The 16,404-nt window shown below is 68.7% G+C and carries 16 protein-coding genes; 7 read left to right on the top strand and 9 right to left on the bottom strand.

Annotated elements, in window-relative coordinates; genetic code table 11:
* Positions 1–34: 34 nt before the first annotated feature.
* A complete protein-coding gene (gene trxA, locus IF88_RS0105135) occupies positions 35–370 on the top strand; it encodes a thioredoxin (protein WP_030707725.1) in 336 nt (111 codons plus the stop codon).
* A gap of 63 nt (positions 371–433) precedes the next feature.
* Here the strand turns inward: trxA and IF88_RS0105130 are convergent, their stop codons facing one another.
* The 9 genes from IF88_RS0105130 to rpmH all read right to left on the bottom strand — a co-directional run bounded on the left by IF88_RS0105130 (position 434) and on the right by rpmH (position 6,928).
* Positions 434–1,051, bottom strand: a complete 618-nt coding sequence (locus IF88_RS0105130) for a GNAT family N-acetyltransferase (protein WP_030707724.1) — start codon at positions 1,049–1,051, stop codon at positions 434–436.
* 100 nt (positions 1,052–1,151) lie between these two features.
* Complete coding sequence (locus IF88_RS0105125) at positions 1,152–2,243, bottom strand: ParB/RepB/Spo0J family partition protein (RefSeq protein WP_030707723.1); 1,092 nt, start codon at positions 2,241–2,243, stop codon at positions 1,152–1,154.
* Entirely contained in the window at positions 2,240–3,328 is a 1,089-nt protein-coding gene (locus IF88_RS0105120; RefSeq protein ID WP_078892725.1) for a ParA family protein, read from the bottom strand. Before IF88_RS0105120 ends, IF88_RS0105125 begins: the two co-directional genes overlap by 4 nt.
* 275 nt (positions 3,329–3,603) lie before the next feature.
* On the bottom strand, positions 3,604–4,320 hold the full coding sequence (gene rsmG / locus IF88_RS0105115) for a 16S rRNA (guanine(527)-N(7))-methyltransferase RsmG (protein WP_030707721.1): 717 nt from the start codon (positions 4,318–4,320) through the stop codon (positions 3,604–3,606).
* A 161-nt stretch (positions 4,321–4,481) separates the two neighbouring features.
* The gene (locus IF88_RS0105110; RefSeq protein ID WP_030707720.1) at positions 4,482–4,994 is read right to left on the bottom strand and encodes a protein jag; all 513 of its coding nucleotides are present in this window, start codon (positions 4,992–4,994) and stop codon (positions 4,482–4,484) included.
* Positions 4,995–5,009: 15 nt separating this feature from the next.
* Positions 5,010–6,113 (bottom strand): membrane protein insertase YidC, encoded by a 1,104-nt coding sequence (gene yidC, locus IF88_RS0105105; RefSeq protein ID WP_030707718.1) that lies wholly within the window; start codon positions 6,111–6,113, stop codon positions 5,010–5,012.
* Positions 6,114–6,116: 3 nt separating this feature from the next.
* The gene (yidD, locus tag IF88_RS43190; RefSeq protein ID WP_076043740.1) at positions 6,117–6,398 is read right to left on the bottom strand and encodes a membrane protein insertion efficiency factor YidD; all 282 of its coding nucleotides are present in this window, start codon (positions 6,396–6,398) and stop codon (positions 6,117–6,119) included.
* Positions 6,395–6,769 (bottom strand): ribonuclease P protein component, encoded by a 375-nt coding sequence (gene rnpA, locus IF88_RS43185; protein ID WP_078892724.1) that lies wholly within the window; start codon positions 6,767–6,769, stop codon positions 6,395–6,397. Before rnpA ends, yidD begins: the two co-directional genes overlap by 4 nt.
* Positions 6,770–6,790: 21 nt before the next feature.
* Positions 6,791–6,928: a 50S ribosomal protein L34 gene (gene rpmH / locus IF88_RS0105100; protein ID WP_008741645.1), complete on the bottom strand. Its 138-nt coding sequence runs from the start codon at positions 6,926–6,928 to the stop codon at positions 6,791–6,793.
* Between the two features lie 357 nt (positions 6,929–7,285).
* Here rpmH and dnaA point away from each other — a divergent pair, with 357 nt between their 5' ends.
* The 6 genes from dnaA to gyrB all read left to right on the top strand — a co-directional run bounded on the left by dnaA (position 7,286) and on the right by gyrB (position 16,372).
* On the top strand, positions 7,286–9,082 hold the full coding sequence (gene dnaA, locus IF88_RS0105095; RefSeq protein WP_078892723.1) for a chromosomal replication initiator protein DnaA: 1,797 nt from the start codon (positions 7,286–7,288) through the stop codon (positions 9,080–9,082).
* Between the two features lie 876 nt (positions 9,083–9,958).
* Entirely contained in the window at positions 9,959–11,089 is a 1,131-nt protein-coding gene (gene dnaN, locus IF88_RS0105090; protein ID WP_030707714.1) for a DNA polymerase III subunit beta, read from the top strand.
* Between the two features lie 189 nt (positions 11,090–11,278).
* On the top strand, positions 11,279–12,154 hold the full coding sequence (gnd, locus tag IF88_RS0105085) for a phosphogluconate dehydrogenase (NAD(+)-dependent, decarboxylating) (protein WP_030707708.1): 876 nt from the start codon (positions 11,279–11,281) through the stop codon (positions 12,152–12,154).
* Positions 12,155–12,233: 79 nt separating this feature from the next.
* Positions 12,234–13,370: a DNA replication/repair protein RecF gene (recF, locus tag IF88_RS0105080; protein WP_030707706.1), complete on the top strand. Its 1,137-nt coding sequence runs from the start codon at positions 12,234–12,236 to the stop codon at positions 13,368–13,370.
* The gene (locus IF88_RS0105075; RefSeq protein WP_030707704.1) at positions 13,367–13,900 is read left to right on the top strand and encodes a DUF721 domain-containing protein; all 534 of its coding nucleotides are present in this window, start codon (positions 13,367–13,369) and stop codon (positions 13,898–13,900) included. The genes recF and IF88_RS0105075 overlap by 4 nt, the downstream gene beginning before the upstream one ends.
* Positions 13,901–14,311: 411 nt before the next feature.
* Positions 14,312–16,372: a DNA topoisomerase (ATP-hydrolyzing) subunit B gene (gene gyrB, locus IF88_RS0105070; RefSeq protein ID WP_030707702.1), complete on the top strand. Its 2,061-nt coding sequence runs from the start codon at positions 14,312–14,314 to the stop codon at positions 16,370–16,372.
* Positions 16,373–16,404 lie beyond the last annotated feature (32 nt).

Genomic DNA, 16,404 nt, shown 5'->3' with positions numbered 1-16,404 from the left:
ACACCCCACCCCGCAGGAAAGAAGGAGGCCCGCCGTGGCTCTCAAGACCGTGACCGACGCTGACTTCGACGCCGAGGTCCTCAGGAGCGAGAAGCCCGTACTGGTGGACTTCTGGGCCGAATGGTGCGGACCGTGCCGCCAGATCGCGCCGTCCCTCGAGGCCATCGCCGCTGAGTACGGCGACCAGATCGAGATCGTCAAGCTCAACATCGACCAGAACCCGGCCACGGCTGCCAAGTACGGCGTCATGTCCATCCCGACGCTGAACGTCTACCAGGGCGGCGAGGTCGCCAAGACGATCGTCGGAGCCAAGCCGAAGGCCGCCATCCTGCGTGACCTCTCGGACTTCGTCCAGGTCAAGACCGCCTGACGCGCAGAGTTTCACGTGAAACGGGACCGCCCCTTGGGGGCGGTCCCGTTTCACGTACCCCGCTCAGAGCGGACGCAGCGCCGGCTCCTTGCGCGCCGCGCCCAGCAGCCGGTCCAGCGCCAGCTCCACATCTTCCTTCCAGGACAGCGTCGACCTCAGCTCCAGTCGCAGCCGGGGATGCACCGGATGGGGCCGTACGGTCTTGAAGCCCACGGCCAGGAGATGGTCCGCGGGCAGCAGACACGCCGGACCCTCCCAGCGCGCGTCCCCGAATGCCTCGATCGCCCGAAAGCCGCGCCGCAGCAGGTCCTTCGCCACCGTCTGCACCATGACCCGCCCCAGGCCCTGCCCCTGATACCCCGGCATGATCCACGCGGTGATCAGCTGCACCGCGTCCGGCGAGACCGGGCTGGTCGGAAACGCAGTGGCCCGCGGCACGTAGGCCGGCGGCGCGTACAGCACGAACCCCACCGGAACCTCGTCTACGTAGACCACGCGGCCACAGGATCCCCACTCCAGAAGGACAGCGGAGATCCACGCCTCCTTCTCCAGTGCCGGAGTCCCTGCCTTCACAGCGGCCTCACCACTGACCGGGTCCAGTTCCCAGAACACACAGGACCGGCAACGACGCGGCAGATCCTGGAGGTTGTCCAGCGTGAGCGGTACCAGCCGACGACCCATGACGGCATCGTATCCACTGGCCCCTCGTTCTTCGACAGCACGACAAAGGGGCGGACCGCGCCGGTTCACCGGCACGACCCGCCCCTCGGCGGCTCTGCGATCACTCCGCGGAAAGACCCTGCTCCAGCACCCGGCCCTCGCCCGGCGCCAGCGTTCCCAGAATCCGCTCAAGATCCTCCATCGACGCGAACTCGACGGTGATCTTGCCCTTCTTCTGACCCAGATCCACCTTCACCCGCGTCTCGAACCGGTCCGACAGCCGCGTCGCCAGCTCGCTGAGCGCCGGAGCCACCCGGGTGCCCGCGCGCGGCCCCTTCGGCTTCACCCCGCTCGAAGGCTCCGAAGCCATCAGCGTCACGATCTCCTCGACCGCGCGCACCGACAGGCCCTCGGCCACGATCCGGTGCGCCAGCCGGTCCTGCACCTCGGAGTCGTCCACGGAGAGCAGTGCCCGCGCGTGCCCGGCCGAGAGCACGCCCGCGGCCACCCGGCGCTGCACCGGCGGCGACAGCTTCAGGAGCCGCAGCGTGTTCGACACCTGGGGACGCGAACGCCCGATCCGGTCCGCCAGCTGGTCGTGCGTGCAGTTGAAGTCCTGGAGCAGCTGGTCGTACGCAGCAGCCTCCTCCAGCGGGTTCAGCTGAGCCCGGTGCAGGTTCTCCAGCAGCGCGTCCAGCAGCAGCTTCTCGTCGTCCGTCGCCCGGATGATCGCCGGAATGGCCTCCAGCCCGGCCTCCCGGCAGGCACGCCAGCGCCGCTCACCCATGATCAGCTCATAGCGACCCGGGGCCGACTGCCGCACCACCACCGGCTGAAGCAGGCCCACCTCCTGGATGGAGGTCACCAGCTCGGCGAGCGCGTCCTCGTCGAACACCTCGCGCGGCTGCCGCGGGTTCGGCGTGATCGCGTCCATCGGAAGCTCCGCGAACGTGGCTCCCGCCACTCCATTGGTCTCAGCAGGCACCGGATCCGGCTCTTGCGCCGGCACGATCGCGAGCGATGTTTCACGTGAAACATCCGCCTGCGCCAGCGAAGCGAGCTTCGCCGCCGCGACCCCGCGCTCCGACGTCATGACCGGCACCGCCGACGGAGACGTCGAACCGCCACTGATCACCGGCGGTGTCTTCTCCTGCGGGGCCGCGGGAATCAGCGCACCGAGCCCCCGCCCCAGACCTCTACGTCGCTCGCTCACTGGATCCCCTCCGCCACACTCTGCGTGCTGTTCATGCCCGCGCCCAGATGGGCGTGCTGAGCGTCGTACTGCATTCCGACCCCTCGATACGCGATCTCTCGCGCCGCCTCCAGATAGGAGAGGGAACCGCTTGATCCCGGGTCGTACGTGAGCACCGTCTGGCCGTAGCTCGGCGCCTCCGAAATGCGCACCGATCGGGGGATGCTCGTCCGCAGCACCTCCTTGCCGAAGTGGCTGCGCACCTCCTCCGCCACCTGCGAGGCCAGCCGGGTCCTGCCGTCGTACATCGTCAGCAGGATGGTCGACACGTGCAGCGTCGGGTTGAGGTGGGCCCGCACCAAGTCGACGTTGCGCAGCAGCTGACCCAGGCCCTCCAGCGCGTAGTACTCGCACTGGATCGGGATCAGCACCTCCGCGCCGGCCACCAGCGCGTTCACCGTCAGCAGCCCGAGGGAGGGGGGACAGTCGATCAGGATGTAGTCGAGGGGCTGCTCGTACGCCTGGATCGCCCGCTGAAGCCGGCTTTCCCGCGCCACGAGCGACACCAGCTCGATCTCCGCGCCCGCCAGATCGATCGTGGCGGGAGCACAGAAGAGACCCTCCACGTCCACGACCGGCTGAACTACCTCCAGGAGGGGCCGGCTGTCCACGAGTACGTCGTAGATCGACGGCACGTCCGCGTGGTGGTCGATGCCCAGGGCCGTAGAGGCGTTGCCCTGCGGGTCGAGGTCGACCACGAGGACCCGCGCCCCGTGCAGGGCCAGGGAGGCCGCCAGGTTCACGGTCGTCGTGGTCTTGCCCACGCCGCCCTTCTGGTTGGCGACCACGATGACACGGGTCTGCTCCGGCCGGGGCAGCCTCTCTCCGGTACGTCCCAGCGCCTCGACCGCCTGCTGGGCGGCTCGGCCGATGGGGGTGTCGTTGTCTACAAGGGGCGGAGGCAATGTTTCACGTGAAACATCGTCTCCCGCCGATTCAGAGCGGGGACCGGGGACCGGATCGGCCATCGGCCCCGCGAGGTTGGCGTCGGACCGCACGGTGTCACTCTCCTCGACATCAGGCTCGCGATGAACAGAGCCTGCCATGTCACCCGGGTCGCGAACCAGCGGGGCCTGTACTCCTGTGGATGAATCCACCGATGTGGACAACTCCGTCCCCCTTGCGTCCTTGCGGTGAGGGGGGGACGCAGCCGCACGACCGCGGCTGATGATTCCGTGCAGCAGAGAGCGACGTTTCACGTGAAACACGATGCCCGGACAGTGCCCAGACAGGGTCTTCGGGCCGCTACGACACTCCGAAATCCATACCTATAGGGCCCAACGGAGGTGAAATCTCCGTCGGGCCCCCACACGTCAGAGAATCAACGGCGACGGCGGGTGCGTCCCACCCGAGCCGCCTTAGCCCGCTTGGCCGCGAACCTCACCCCACCGGGGCTCTCCCCGACCTCGACCCGGACCACCGTCGACAACGGGTCCACCAGACCCTCGCCCACGTGCAGTACCGAGGTCTTCACCACACCGAGCTTCGCCAGTGCGGTCTTCGCCGACACCAGTTCCTCTTCGGCGGTGTCGCCCTTGAGCGCCAGCATCTCCCCGTACGGGCGCAGCAGGGGCACGCCCCAGCCGGCCAGCCGGTCCAGCGGGGCCACCGCACGGGCCGTCACCACGTGCACCGGCTGCACCTTGCCGAGAACCTCCTCGGCCCGGCCGCGCACCACCGTGACGTGGTCCAGGCCCAGCAGCTCCACGGCCTCCTGGAGGAAGGTCGTGCGCCGCAGCAGCGGCTCAAGCAGTGTGATCTTGAGATCCCGGCGCACCAGCGCCAGCGGGATACCGGGCAGACCGGCGCCCGAACCCACGTCGCACACGGTGACGCCCTGAGGCACCACCTCCGACAGCACAGCGCAGTTCAGCAGGTGCCGCTCCCACAGCCGCGGCACCTCACGCGGCCCGATCAGGCCCCGCTTGACTCCCGCGTCCGCCAGCAGCTCCGCGTATCGCACAGCTTCCGGGAAAAACTCACCGAACACCGCGCGCGCCTCTTCAGGCGCCGGGGGAAGCTCAGCTGCCTCCGTCACGGGGACCGTCCTTCCGTACCGCATGGTTCTGGAGAAACCACGTCTTCAAGATGCCGCGTCGTTCACATGCCAGTCGTTCACAAGCCAGTCGTTCACAAGCCAGGCTGACAAACATCGGCCCCGCCTGCGAGACAGACGGGGCCGAATACTCGCGCCAGGGGTCAGGCCGGGAGCACAACGACGAAGCGCTGCGGCTCCTCGCCCTCGGACTCGCTCCGCAGACCGGCGGCCGCCACGGCGTCGTGGACGACCTTCCGCTCGAACGGGGTCATCGGGGCCAGCTTCATCGGCTCGCCCGAAGCCTTCACATCCGCCGCCGCCTGAGCGCCCAGCGCCGCCAGCTCCTCGCGCTTCTTCGCGCGGAACCCGGCGATGTCCAGCATCAGCCGGCTGCGGTCCCCGGTCTCCCGGTGCACGGCGAGGCGGGTCAGCTCCTGCAGAGCCTCCAGAACCTCACCGTCGCGGCCCACGAGCTTCTGCAGGTCGCGGCTGGCGGAGTCACTGACGATCGACACCGCGGCCCGATCGGCCTCGACGTCCATGTCGATGTCGCCGTCCAGGTCGGCGATGTCCAGCAGACCCTCGAGGTAGTCGGCCGCGATCTCACCCTCCTGCTCGAGGCGGGTCAGGGTGTCGCCACTCTCAGCGGCGGCGGTGGTGGTGCCTTCCGTCACGGGAGGGACTCCTTCTTACTTCTTGGGAGAGGGCTTGCTGGGCGTCTGACGCTGCGACTTCGACTGCCGCTTCGGCTGCTGCCGCTTCGCGACACCGCCGCTCGCCGCATCCGAATCCGCCGTGGCCTCGGAACTCTTGATCACGGAGCCGTCCGGCTGGGCGGCGAGGCCCTGCTTCGTCAGAGCCGTGATGAACTTCCGCTCGTTGTCGTTGCGGTCCGGGCCCTTGGCCACGATCGCCGCGACGATCTTCTTCTTGCTCCGGCCCTTGACGTCACCGTGCGAGCCGATGTGCTTCAGCAGGCGGGTCAGGTACTGGTCCTGCGCCTTGCTGCCCGGCGTCGGGTTCTGGTTGATCACGTACATCTGCTGGCCCATGGTCCACACGTTCGTGGTCAGCCAGTAGACGAGAACACCGACGGGGAAGTTGATGCCCATGACCGCGAAGATCACGGGGAAGATGTACATCAGCATCTTCTGCTGCTGCATGAACGGCGTCTTGACCGAGAGGTCGACGTTCTTCTGCATCAGCTGGCGCTGCGTGTAGAACTGCGACAGCGACATCAGGACGATCATGACGGCGGTGACGATGCGCACGTCGGTGATCGAGGCGCCCAGGGCGGCGACCTCGGCGGCGCTGTCGGTGAACTTGGAGGCCAGCGGGGCCCCGAAGATGTGGGCCTCACGCGCGCTGGCCAGCAGCGGACCGTCGATGTAGCCGATCTCTTCACCGTTGGCGATGCTCGCCAGCACGTGGTAGAGCGCGAAGAAGAACGGGGACTGCGCCAGGATCGGAAGGCACGAGGAGAGCGGGTTGGTACCCGTCTCCTTGTACAGCTTCATCATCTCTTCGGACTGGCGCTGCTTGTCGTTCTTGTAGCGCTCCTGGATCGCCTTCATCTTCGGCTGGAGCGCCTGCATGCCTCGCGTCGCCTTGATCTGCTTCACGAAGAGCGGGATCAGACAGATGCGGATCAAGACCACCAGGGACACGATGGAAAGACCCCAGGCCCATCCGCTGTTCGCGCCGAAGATGGCGCCGTACAGCGAGTGGAACTGGACGATGACCCACGAGACGGGCGTGGTGATAAAGCTGAACAGACTGGCAATCGTGTCCACTAATCAGGCTCCTTGAGCATTGCGAGATCTACGCAACGCACTGCGCAGCTGCTCGTGCCAACGCGGGCGTTTACGGGGTGGGACGTGGTCCACACCACCCGGGGACCACGGATTGCACCGCAGGATCCGCCAGGCGGTCAGGGCCGTCCCCTTCACCGCACCATGCCGGTCGATGGCCGTGTACCCGTAGTGCGAACACGACGGGTAGTACCGGCACACCGGCCCGAGCAGCGGACTGATCGTCCACTGGTACAGCTTGATCAAAGCGAGCAGCGGGTACTTCATCGAGCCACGCCTCCCAGGAGCCGCACCAGAGCGGCATCCAGGTCCCGGGCCAGTTCCTCGGGGCCGGCATCACCCGCTCCGGGCAACGCACGTACCACCACCAGGCTACCGGCGGGCAGCTGAGAGAGCCGCTCCCGGACCAGATGGCGAAGACGGCGCTTCACCCGGTTACGTATGACGGCGTTGCCGACAGCCTTGCTGACGACGAAACCCGCACGCGACGAGGGATCGATCTCCCCCGACTCGTGCGGGTCCGTTGCACCGCTTGTACGTAGGTGGACGACGAGGAGCGGGCGACCAGCCCGGCGACCTCGGCGTACCGCGCTCGCGAAGTCCTCGCGCCGCCTCAGCCGATTTTCGGGAGACAGCACGACGTCACGACCTGCGTGTTGTTACGCGGAAAGGGCGGCGCGGCCCTTGCCACGACGGTTCGCGAGGATCGCGCGACCGGCACGGGTACGCATCCGGAGACGGAAGCCGTGGGTCTTGGCACGACGGCGGTTGTTCGGCTGGAAGGTGCGCTTGCTCACTCGGGGGCTCCAGAGAATGAATCGTTGTGGCGGGACATCGCCTGGCTGTCACCGTGCGCCCACGAGGAGAAACTCGCGTGTTCGCCCGAGTGGCACCGCTAAATGATCACTATTAGTGACCTTCGCCCATCGGTAGGCAGGCGGCAGCAGCCATCGACAACTCGACCTCGTTACGGTACGCGCGGCTACGCCATCCGGTCAAACCGAGCCGACGGGGCCGCACACTGTGCACAGGCTGTGGACAACGACTTGAACCGTACCCGCTGGCCTGACTACCGTTGTCCGACCCCGGTTTTTTTGTCCCGACCGTCCCAAAGAACCACACATTCGTGGGACCCCTGTGAGAGAGCGTGCTCTGTGGCTGACGTACCTGCCGATCTTGCCGCAGTGTGGCCAAGGGTGCTCGAAAAGCTCCTCGGGGAGGGACAGCCGGGGATCGAGCCGAAGGACAAGCAGTGGGTCGAGAGGTGCCAGCCCCTGGCACTCGTCGCCGACACCGCACTGCTCGCCGTCCCCAACGAATGGGGCAAGCGCGTCCTCGAGGGCCGGCTCGCCCCGCTGATCAGTGACGCCCTCAGCCGCGAATGCGGCCGCCCCATCCGGATCGCCATCACGGTGGACGACTCCGCCGGCGAGCCCGCGCCCCCCGCCCCGCCCGCGCAGCAGTCCGGCGGGTACGAGCCGTACGGCGGCCAGCGCCCCGGCGGCGGCACCGGCAACGGGGACGACCAGCTCCCCACCGCCCGACCCGCCTACCCGGACTACCAGCAGCAGCGCCCCGAGCCCGGCGCCTGGCCCCGCGGCGGCCAGCAGGACGACTACGGCTGGCAGCAGCCCCGCCTCGGCGGTTTCCCCGAGCGCGACCCCTACGCCTCGCCGCAGCCGGGCTACCTCCAGCAGTCCGAGCCCTCCGGCTACGACCAGGGCTCCTATGAGCAGCAGCAGTACGAGCAGTCCCCGTACGAGCCTCAGCAGCCCCACCAGTCGCACCAGTCACGTCAATACGAGCAACAGAAGTACGAACAGCAGCAGTACGAGCAGCCCGCGCCGCGCCAGGCCCCCGGCCGGCCCGCCGCGCCCCCGGCCCCGTCCGGCGGCTCCACCTCGGGCCCGCTGGAGCCGACCGCCCGGCTGAACCCCAAGTACCTGTTCGACACCTTCGTCATCGGCGCCTCCAACCGCTTCGCGCACGCGGCCGCGGTGGCCGTCGCCGAGGCGCCGGCGAAGGCCTACAACCCCCTCTTCATCTACGGGGAGTCGGGCCTCGGCAAGACGCACCTGCTGCACGCCATCGGGCACTACGCGCGGAGCCTCTACCCCGGCACCCGCGTGCGGTACGTGAGCTCCGAGGAGTTCACCAACGAGTTCATCAACTCCATCCGCGACGGCAAGGGCGACGCGTTCCGCAAGCGCTACCGCGAGATGGACATCCTGCTCGTCGACGACATCCAGTTCCTCGCGAGCAAGGAGTCGACGCAGGAGGAGTTCTTCCACACCTTCAACACGCTCCACAACGCCAACAAGCAGATCGTGCTCTCCTCCGACCGGCCGCCCAAGCAGCTCGTCACCCTGGAGGACCGGCTCCGCAACCGCTTCGAGTGGGGCCTGATCACCGACGTCCAGCCGCCCGAGCTGGAGACCCGGATCGCGATCCTGCGCAAGAAGGCAGTCCAGGAGCAGCTCAACGCCCCGCCGGAGGTACTGGAGTTCATCGCCTCCCGCATCTCGCGCAACATCCGCGAGCTGGAGGGGGCGCTGATCCGGGTCACGGCCTTCGCGAGCCTCAACCGGCAGCCGGTCGACCTGGGCCTCACCGAGGACGTCCTGAAGAACCTGATCCCGGGCGGGGAGGACAGCGCCCCCGAGATCACCGCCTCCGACATCATGGCGGCCACCGCCGACTACTTCGGTCTGACCGTGGACGACCTGTGCGGCTCCTCGCGCAGCCGGGTCCTGGTGACCGCCCGGCAGATCGCCATGTACCTCTGCCGGGAGCTCACCGACCTGTCGCTGCCCAAGATCGGGGCCCAGTTCGGCGGCCGCGACCACACCACGGTGATGCACGCGGACCGCAAGATCCGCGCTCTGATGGCCGAACGGCGATCCATCTACAACCAGGTCACGGAGCTCACCAACCGCATCAAGAACGGCTGAGCGCGGGCTCCCGTACCGCTCGCCAGGGCCGTGAAAGGGCCCCTTCACACGCTTTCAGAGGGCGCTCCCGGGCTGCGACGGGGGCGCCCTTCTTCGTCCGTGCGCCCCTGACCTGTTCGAATACGCCCCCTGGGGAGCAACTCATCCACAGATTCCGGGACTTTCTTCCGTCCACACCCTGGGGACGGGTTCCGTCACCCACAATCTGTCCACAGGCCTGCGGGGTGAGGTTCCATCAGGCCAGGTCAGCACCCTGTGGAATTGTGCGCAAGCGTCATCCACAGGCTGTGGACAAATATTTCGTCCACAGGCCTGTCCACGACGTTGTCCACCGCCTCCCCACAGGTTCGCGCACCCTGTGCACAGGATCGGGTCTGTTCTCCACACCCTTGTCCACTGTTCGGCAACACACCAGCCCCTCTCACCGCCCGGAGTGAAAGCGGTCACACGGAAGTAGACGTTTGGGTTGTGGAGTACCGGGGGAAAGCTGGGGACACACCTGTGGAGTAGTCGGGGTCCCCTGGGGACGGCCTGTGCAGAACTTTTCGTTCTCCACAGAGACGCGGGGTTGTCCACCGGTGTCACCCACAGGGTCGGTGGATAAAAAACGCGGTGTGACCTGCGAAAACGGGCTTATCCACCGTTTCCACAGGCCCTACTACTACCCCCATAGAGAGTTAGGCCGGTTTCGGTTTTCAAGCGGGTCCTGTGCACAACTCGTCGAGAGCCCGCCCCGGCGCCTCGCTCCCGACTTGACCGCCGGCCGCACGGACTGTCGGCGCCGTACGTCAGACTGGTCCCCGGCATCGGTCGAGGCATCGACGAGCCGACGACGAAGGCCGGCAGACGAGCGAGCAACAGCAGGAGGCGGTTCCGGTGAAGATCCGGGTGGAGCGCGACGTACTCGCGGAGGCGGTGGCCTGGGCTGCCCGTAGCCTCCCGGCCCGGCCGCCGGTGCCCGTTCTCGCGGGGCTGCTGCTCAAGGCCGAGGACGGCACGCTGAGCCTCTCCGGCTTCGACTACGAGGTCTCGGCCCGCGTCTCCGTCGAGGCGGACGTCGAGGAGGACGGCACCGTCCTGGTCTCCGGCCGGCTGCTCGCCGACATCTGCCGCGCCCTCCCCAACCGCCCGGTGGAGATTTCCACAGACGGTGTACGGGCGACCGTGGTCTGCGGCTCCTCGCGATTCACACTCCACACCCTGCCTGTGGAGGAATACCCGGCGCTGCCGCAGATGCCCACCGCCACCGGCACCGTGCCCGGCGAGGTCTTCGCCTCCGCCGCCAAGCAGGTGGCCACCGCCGCCGGCCGCGACGACACGCTGCCCGTGCTGACCGGTGTCCGCATCGAGATCGAGGGCGACCGCGTCACCCTGGCCTCCACCGACCGCTACCGCTTCGCGGTCCGCGAGTTCCTGTGGAAGCCGGAGAACCCGGACGCGTCGGCCGTGGCCCTGGTGCCCGCCAAGACGCTCCAGGAGATCGCCAACTCGCTGACCAGCGGTGACACCGTCACCCTGGCGCTGTCCGGCTCCGGCGCGGGCGAAGGCCTCATCGGTTTCGAGGGCGCCGGCCGCCGCACCACCACCCGGCTGCTCGAAGGCGACCTGCCCAAGTACCGGACGCTCTTCCCGACGGAGTTCAACTCCGTCGCCGTGATCGAGACCGCGCCCTTCGTCGAGGCCGTCAAGCGCGTGGCCCTGGTGGCCGAGCGCAACACCCCGGTCCGCCTCAGCTTCGAGCAGGGGGTGCTGATCCTGGAGGCCGGCTCCTCCGACGACGCACAGGCTGTGGAAAGGGTCGACGCACAGCTCGACGGCGACGACATCTCGATCGCCTTCAACCCGACCTTCCTGCTGGACGGCCTGAGCGCGATCGCCTCCCCGGTGGCGCAGCTGAGCTTCACCACGTCCACCAAGCCCGCGCTGCTCAGCGGCCGTCCGGCGGTCGACGCGGAAGCCGACGAGACCTACAAGTACCTGATCATGCCGGTACGCCTCTCCGGCTGATTCTTCGCAGGTCAGGCCCGGTTTCGCGGTCCGCGAGACCGGGCCTGCGCACGTGCCGGGACAGCCGGCCGGCAGCGCGCGCCCCATGGGGACGGGCGGCCCGGCCCGGCGTAGGCTCGGGGCCTGGGGTGTCCCCGGGATCCACGGACGCCCCGGCAAAGACGGCCACAACGCTTAAGGAACCACCTGATGGAGCTTGGTCTCGTCGGTCTCGGCAAGATGGGCGGCAACATGCGCGAGCGCATCCGCCGCGCAGGCCACACCGTCATCGGATACGACCGCAGCCCGGACCTCGCCGATGTCCACAGCCTGCGGGAACTTGTGGACAGCCTGCAGGCCCCCCGCGTCGTGTGGGTGATGGTCCCGGCGGGTGCGGCGACCCAGTCCACCGTCGACGAGCTCGCGGAGCTGCTCTCGATCGGCGACATCGTCGTCGACGGCGGCAACTCCCGCTGGACCGACGACGAGAAGCACGCGGCGGAGCTGGCGGCCAAGGGCATCGGCTTCGTCGACTGCGGTGTCTCCGGCGGCGTGTGGGGCCTGGAGAACGGCTACGCCCTCATGTACGGCGGCGAGAAGGACCACGTCTCCAGGGTCCAGCCGATCTTCGACGCCCTCAAGCCCGAGGGTGACTTCGGCGCCGTACACGCCGGCAAGGTCGGCGCGGGCCACTTCGCGAAGATGGTCCACAACGGCATCGAGTACGCCATGATGCAGGCCTACGCCGAGGGCTGGGAGCTCCTGGAGAAGGTGGACTCGGTCACCGACGTCCGCGAGGTCTTCCGCTCCTGGCAGGAAGGCACCGTCATCCGCTCCTGGCTGCTGGACCTGGCCGTGAACGCCCTCGACCAGGACGAGCACCTGGAACAGCTGCGCGGCTTCGCGCAGGACTCGGGCGAGGGCCGCTGGACGGTGGAGGCGGCGATCGACAACGCCGTACCGCTGCCCGCGATCACCGCGTCGCTGTTCGCGCGGTTCGCCTCGCGGCAGGACGACTCCCCGCAGATGAAGATGATCGCCGCCCTGCGCAACCAGTTCGGCGGCCACGCGGTCGAGAAGAAGTAGCGGCTCACAGAGCCGCACAGGATCACCAGCAGCACAGCACCACAGCGAGTAGTGGGAAGCCGGGGGAGGTCGGCGCCGTATGCATGTATCGCATCTCTCATTGGCCGACTTCCGCTCGTACGCCCGGGCCGAGGTTCCCCTCGACCCGGGCGTCACCGCTTTCGTGGGGCCCAACGGCCAGGGCAAGACCAACCTCGTCGAGGCGATCGGCTACCTCGCGACGCTGGGCAGCCACCGGGTCTCCGCAGACGCCCCGCTCGTCCGGATGGGCGCGGACCGGGCGATCATCCGCGCGGCCGTCACCCAGGGCGAGCGCCAGCAGCTGGTGGAGCTGGAGCTGAACCCGGGGCGGGCGAACCGGGCCCGGATCAACCGGTCCTCGCAGGTCAGGCCGCGGGACGTGCTGGGGATCGTCCGCACGGTGCTGTTCGCGCCGGAGGACCTGGCCCTGGTCAAGGGCGACCCCGGGGAGCGGCGGAAGTTCCTGGACGAGCTCGTCACCGCGCGCTCGCCGCGGATGGCGGCGGTCCGCTCCGACTACGAGCGGGTGCTCAAGCAGCGCAACACCCTGCTGAAGTCGGCGGCGATGGCGCGCCGGCACGGCGGCCGCTCGATGGACATGTCCACCCTCGACGTGTGGGACCAGCACCTCGCGCGCGCGGGCGCGGAGCTGCTGGCGCAGCGGCTGGACCTGATCGCGACGCTGCTGCCCCTCGCGGACAAGGCGTACGAGCAGCTCGCGCCCGGCGGCGGCCCGCTGGGGCTGGCGTACAAGTCCTCGGCCGGCGAACCGGTGGACAACGGCACGGCGCGTACCCGCGAGGCGCTCTACGAGGTGCTGCTGGCCGCGCTGGCGGAGGTGCGCAAGCAGGAGGTCGAGCGCGGCGTGACCCTGGTGGGCCCGCACCGCGACGACGTGCTGCTGCGGCTCGGGGAACTGCCCGCGAAGGGGTACGCGAGCCACGGAGAGTCGTGGTCGTACGCGCTGGCGCTGCGGCTGGCCTCCTACGAGCTGCTGCGCTCGGAGGGCAGCGAGCCGGTGCTGATCCTGGACGACGTGTTCGCGGAACTGGACGCGCGGCGCCGGGAGCGGCTGGCGGAGCTGGTGGCGCCGGGCGAACAGGTGCTGGTGACGGCGGCGGTGGACGACGACGTCCCGGGGGTGCTGGTGGGGACGCGGTTCGCGGTGTCCGGCGGTGAGGTGACCCGGCTGTGAGCGAGCAAGGCAAGAACCCGCAAGAGGGCCGCAAGGCCCCGGAGGTCTCCGGGGTGGACCTCGCCCGCCAGGCCCTCGCGGCCGCGCGCGAGCAGGCGCGGGCCCGGGGCAACGCGGCCGGCGCCAGGAAGGGCCGGCAGCCGGGGCTGCGCTCGGGGGCCCGCGCGGACGGCCGGGACCCGATGCCGCTGATGGCGGCCCTGGACCGGCTGCGCACCGAACGCGGCTGGGAGATGCCGATGGCGGTGGCGGGCGTGATGGAGCGCTGGCCGGAGATCGTCGGCCCGGAGATCGCGGCGCACTGTGAACCGGAGCGGTACGAGGACCGTGAGCTTGTCGTGCGGTGCGACTCCTCGGCGTGGGCGGCGCAGCTGAAGCTGCTGGCGCCGCAGCTGGTGGCGCGGCTGAACGCGGATCTGGGGCAGGGGACGGTGCGGATGATCAAGGTGCAGGGGCCGGGCGGGCGGCCGAAGGGGTACGGGCCGTGGCGGGCGCCCGGCAGCAAGGGTCCCGGGGACACCTACGGCTAGGCCGCCGTGGCCCTGCGGGCATGCCCGTGCTGCTACGGACAGCCCGCTCCGCGGGACCCGGGGCCCCGCCCCGGACCCCGCGCCTCAAACGCCGGCGGGTGCGGCGGGGCCGGAAGGTGCGGCCGGGGCTGTTTTGGGTGGCGTCCCTCACGGTAGCCGGAGGTTGACAGGCCGAAGCGCTGGATGCCCGTGTGAGCCTCTTTGAGCCCCTTCCCGGATGTGGGGAGTCGGAGAGAGGAGGTTCAGGGCGGCACATGCGGACTCAGGTACCGGCAAACCCCCATTCATGTCCGTGGTACCGGTAGACTGAAGCGAATCCCGCCCGATTGCGGGATCTAGCTGATACACGCTGACAACGCAGATTGACGCAGCCGCTCCTGCTTGCATGCCTGCTGGCCCGGAGTACGGCCTGTGCTGTGCCAGAAAGGGCGCTTCGTGGCCGATTCCGGCAACCCCAACGACAACCAGTCCACAGCCGGCGGGAACGGCGAGGTCACCGCCTCGTACGACGCCAGTGCGATCCAGGTCCTCGAGGGCCTGGACGCGGTCCGCAAGCGGCCAGGCATGTACATCGGCTCGACCGGTGAGCGCGGGCTCCACCACCTCGTGTACGAGGTGGTCGACAACTCGGTCGACGAGGCCCTGGCCGGGCACGCGGACACCATCGACGTCACGATCCTCGCCGACGGCGGGGTGCGGGTCATCGACAACGGCCGAGGCATCCCGGTCGGCATCGTGCCGTCCGAGGGGAAGCCGGCCGTCGAGGTCGTCCTGACGGTCCTGCACGCGGGCGGCAAGTTCGGCGGTGGCGGCTACGCCGTCTCCGGCGGTCTGCACGGCGTCGGTGTGTCCGTCGTGAACGCCCTGTCGACCAAGGTCGCGGTCGAGGTCAAGACGGACGGCCACCGCTGGACCCAGGACTACAAGCTGGGCGTGCCGACGGCCCCGCTGGCCAAGAACGAGGAGACCGACGAGCACGGCACGTCGGTGACGTTCTGGGCCGACGGCGACATCTTCGAGACGACCGAGTACTCCTTCGAGACGCTGTCGCGGCGCTTCCAGGAGATGGCCTTCCTCAACAAGGGCCTCACCCTGTCGCTGACCGACGAGCGCGAGTCGGCGAAGGCCACCGCCGGCGCCGACGACCCGGACGCGGACGCGGCCGAGCCCCAGGCGCGCACGGTGAAGTACCACTACGAGGGCGGCATCGTCGACTTCGTGAAGTACCTGAACTCGCGCAAGGGCGAGCTCATCCACCCGACCGTCATCGACGTCGAGGCCGAGGACAAGGAGCGCATGCTCTCGGTCGAGATCGCGATGCAGTGGAACTCGCAGTACACCGAGGGCGTGTACTCCTTCGCGAACACGATCCACACGCACGAGGGCGGTACGCACGAGGAGGGCTTCCGTGCGGCGCTGACGGGTCTCGTCAACCGCTACGCGCGCGAGAAGAAGCTGCTGCGCGAGAAGGACGACAACCTCGCCGGCGAGGACGTCCGCGAGGGTCTGACGGCGATCATCTCGGTGAAGCTGGGCGAGCCCCAGTTCGAGGGCCAGACGAAGACCAAGCTGGGCAACACCGAGGCCAAGACCTTCGTGCAGAAGGTCGTCCACGAGCACCTGAACGACTGGTTCGACCGCAACCCGGTCGAGGCCGCGGACATCATCCGCAAGTCGATCCAGGCGGCCACCGCGCGCGTCGCGGCCCGCAAGGCCCGTGACCTCACCCGTCGCAAGGGCCTGCTGGAGAGCGCCTCGCTGCCGGGCAAGCTGTCCGACTGCCAGTCGAACGACCCGACCAAGTGCGAGATCTTCATCGTCGAGGGCGACTCGGCCGGTGGCTCCGCGAAGTCCGGCCGCAACCCGATGTACCAGGCCATCCTGCCGATCCGCGGCAAGATCCTGAACGTCGAGAAGGCCCGGATCGACAAGATCCTCCAGAACACCGAAGTCCAGGCGCTGATCAGTGCCTTCGGTACCGGTGTGCACGAGGACTTCGACATCGAGAAGCTCCGCTATCACAAGATCATCCTGATGGCGGACGCCGACGTCGACGGCCAGCACATCAACACCCTGCTGCTGACCTTCCTCTTCCGCTTCATGCGGCCGCTGGTCGAGGCCGGTCACGTGTACCTGTCCCGCCCGCCGCTCTACAAGATCAAGTGGGGCCGGGACGACTTCGAGTACGCGTACTCGGACCGCGAGCGCGACGCGCTGGTGGAGCTCGGCAAGCAGAACGGCAAGCGGATCAAGGAAGACTCGATCCAGCGCTTCAAGGGTCTGGGCGAGATGAACGCCGAGGAGCTGCGCGTCACCACCATGGACGTGGACCACCGTGTCCTCGGCCAGGTCACGCTGGACGACGCGGCGCAGGCCGACGACCTGTTCTCCGTGCTGATGGGCGAGGACGTCGAGGCGCGCCGCTCCTTCATCCAGCGCAACGCCAAGGACGTCCGCTTCCTCGACATCTGAGTCGGCTCCGCTGACCGCCGCCTGAAAGGACT

The organism is Streptomyces sp. NRRL F-2580 (assembly GCF_000720115.1).
GTDB lineage: Bacteria > Actinomycetota > Actinomycetes > Streptomycetales > Streptomycetaceae > Streptomyces.
Note: the sequence above shows the minus strand (reverse complement) of the source record. Positions and strands in the feature narration are given on the sequence as shown.

What these genes read in the sequence shown, in the direction of transcription:
- recF (WP_030707706.1), top strand. Translation starts at nt 12,234, where the DNA reads ATGCATGTATCGCATCTCTCATTGGCCGACTTCCGCTCGTACGCCCGG.
- gnd (WP_030707708.1), top strand. Translation starts at nt 11,279, where the DNA reads ATGGAGCTTGGTCTCGTCGGTCTCGGCAAGATGGGCGGCAACATGCGC.
- IF88_RS0105130 (WP_030707724.1), bottom strand. Translation starts at nt 1,051, where the DNA reads ATGGGTCGTCGGCTGGTACCGCTCACGCTGGACAACCTCCAGGATCTG.
- IF88_RS0105120 (WP_078892725.1), bottom strand. Translation starts at nt 3,328, where the DNA reads ATGGCAGGCTCTGTTCATCGCGAGCCTGATGTCGAGGAGAGTGACACC.
- yidD (WP_076043740.1), bottom strand. Translation starts at nt 6,398, where the DNA reads ATGAAGTACCCGCTGCTCGCTTTGATCAAGCTGTACCAGTGGACGATC.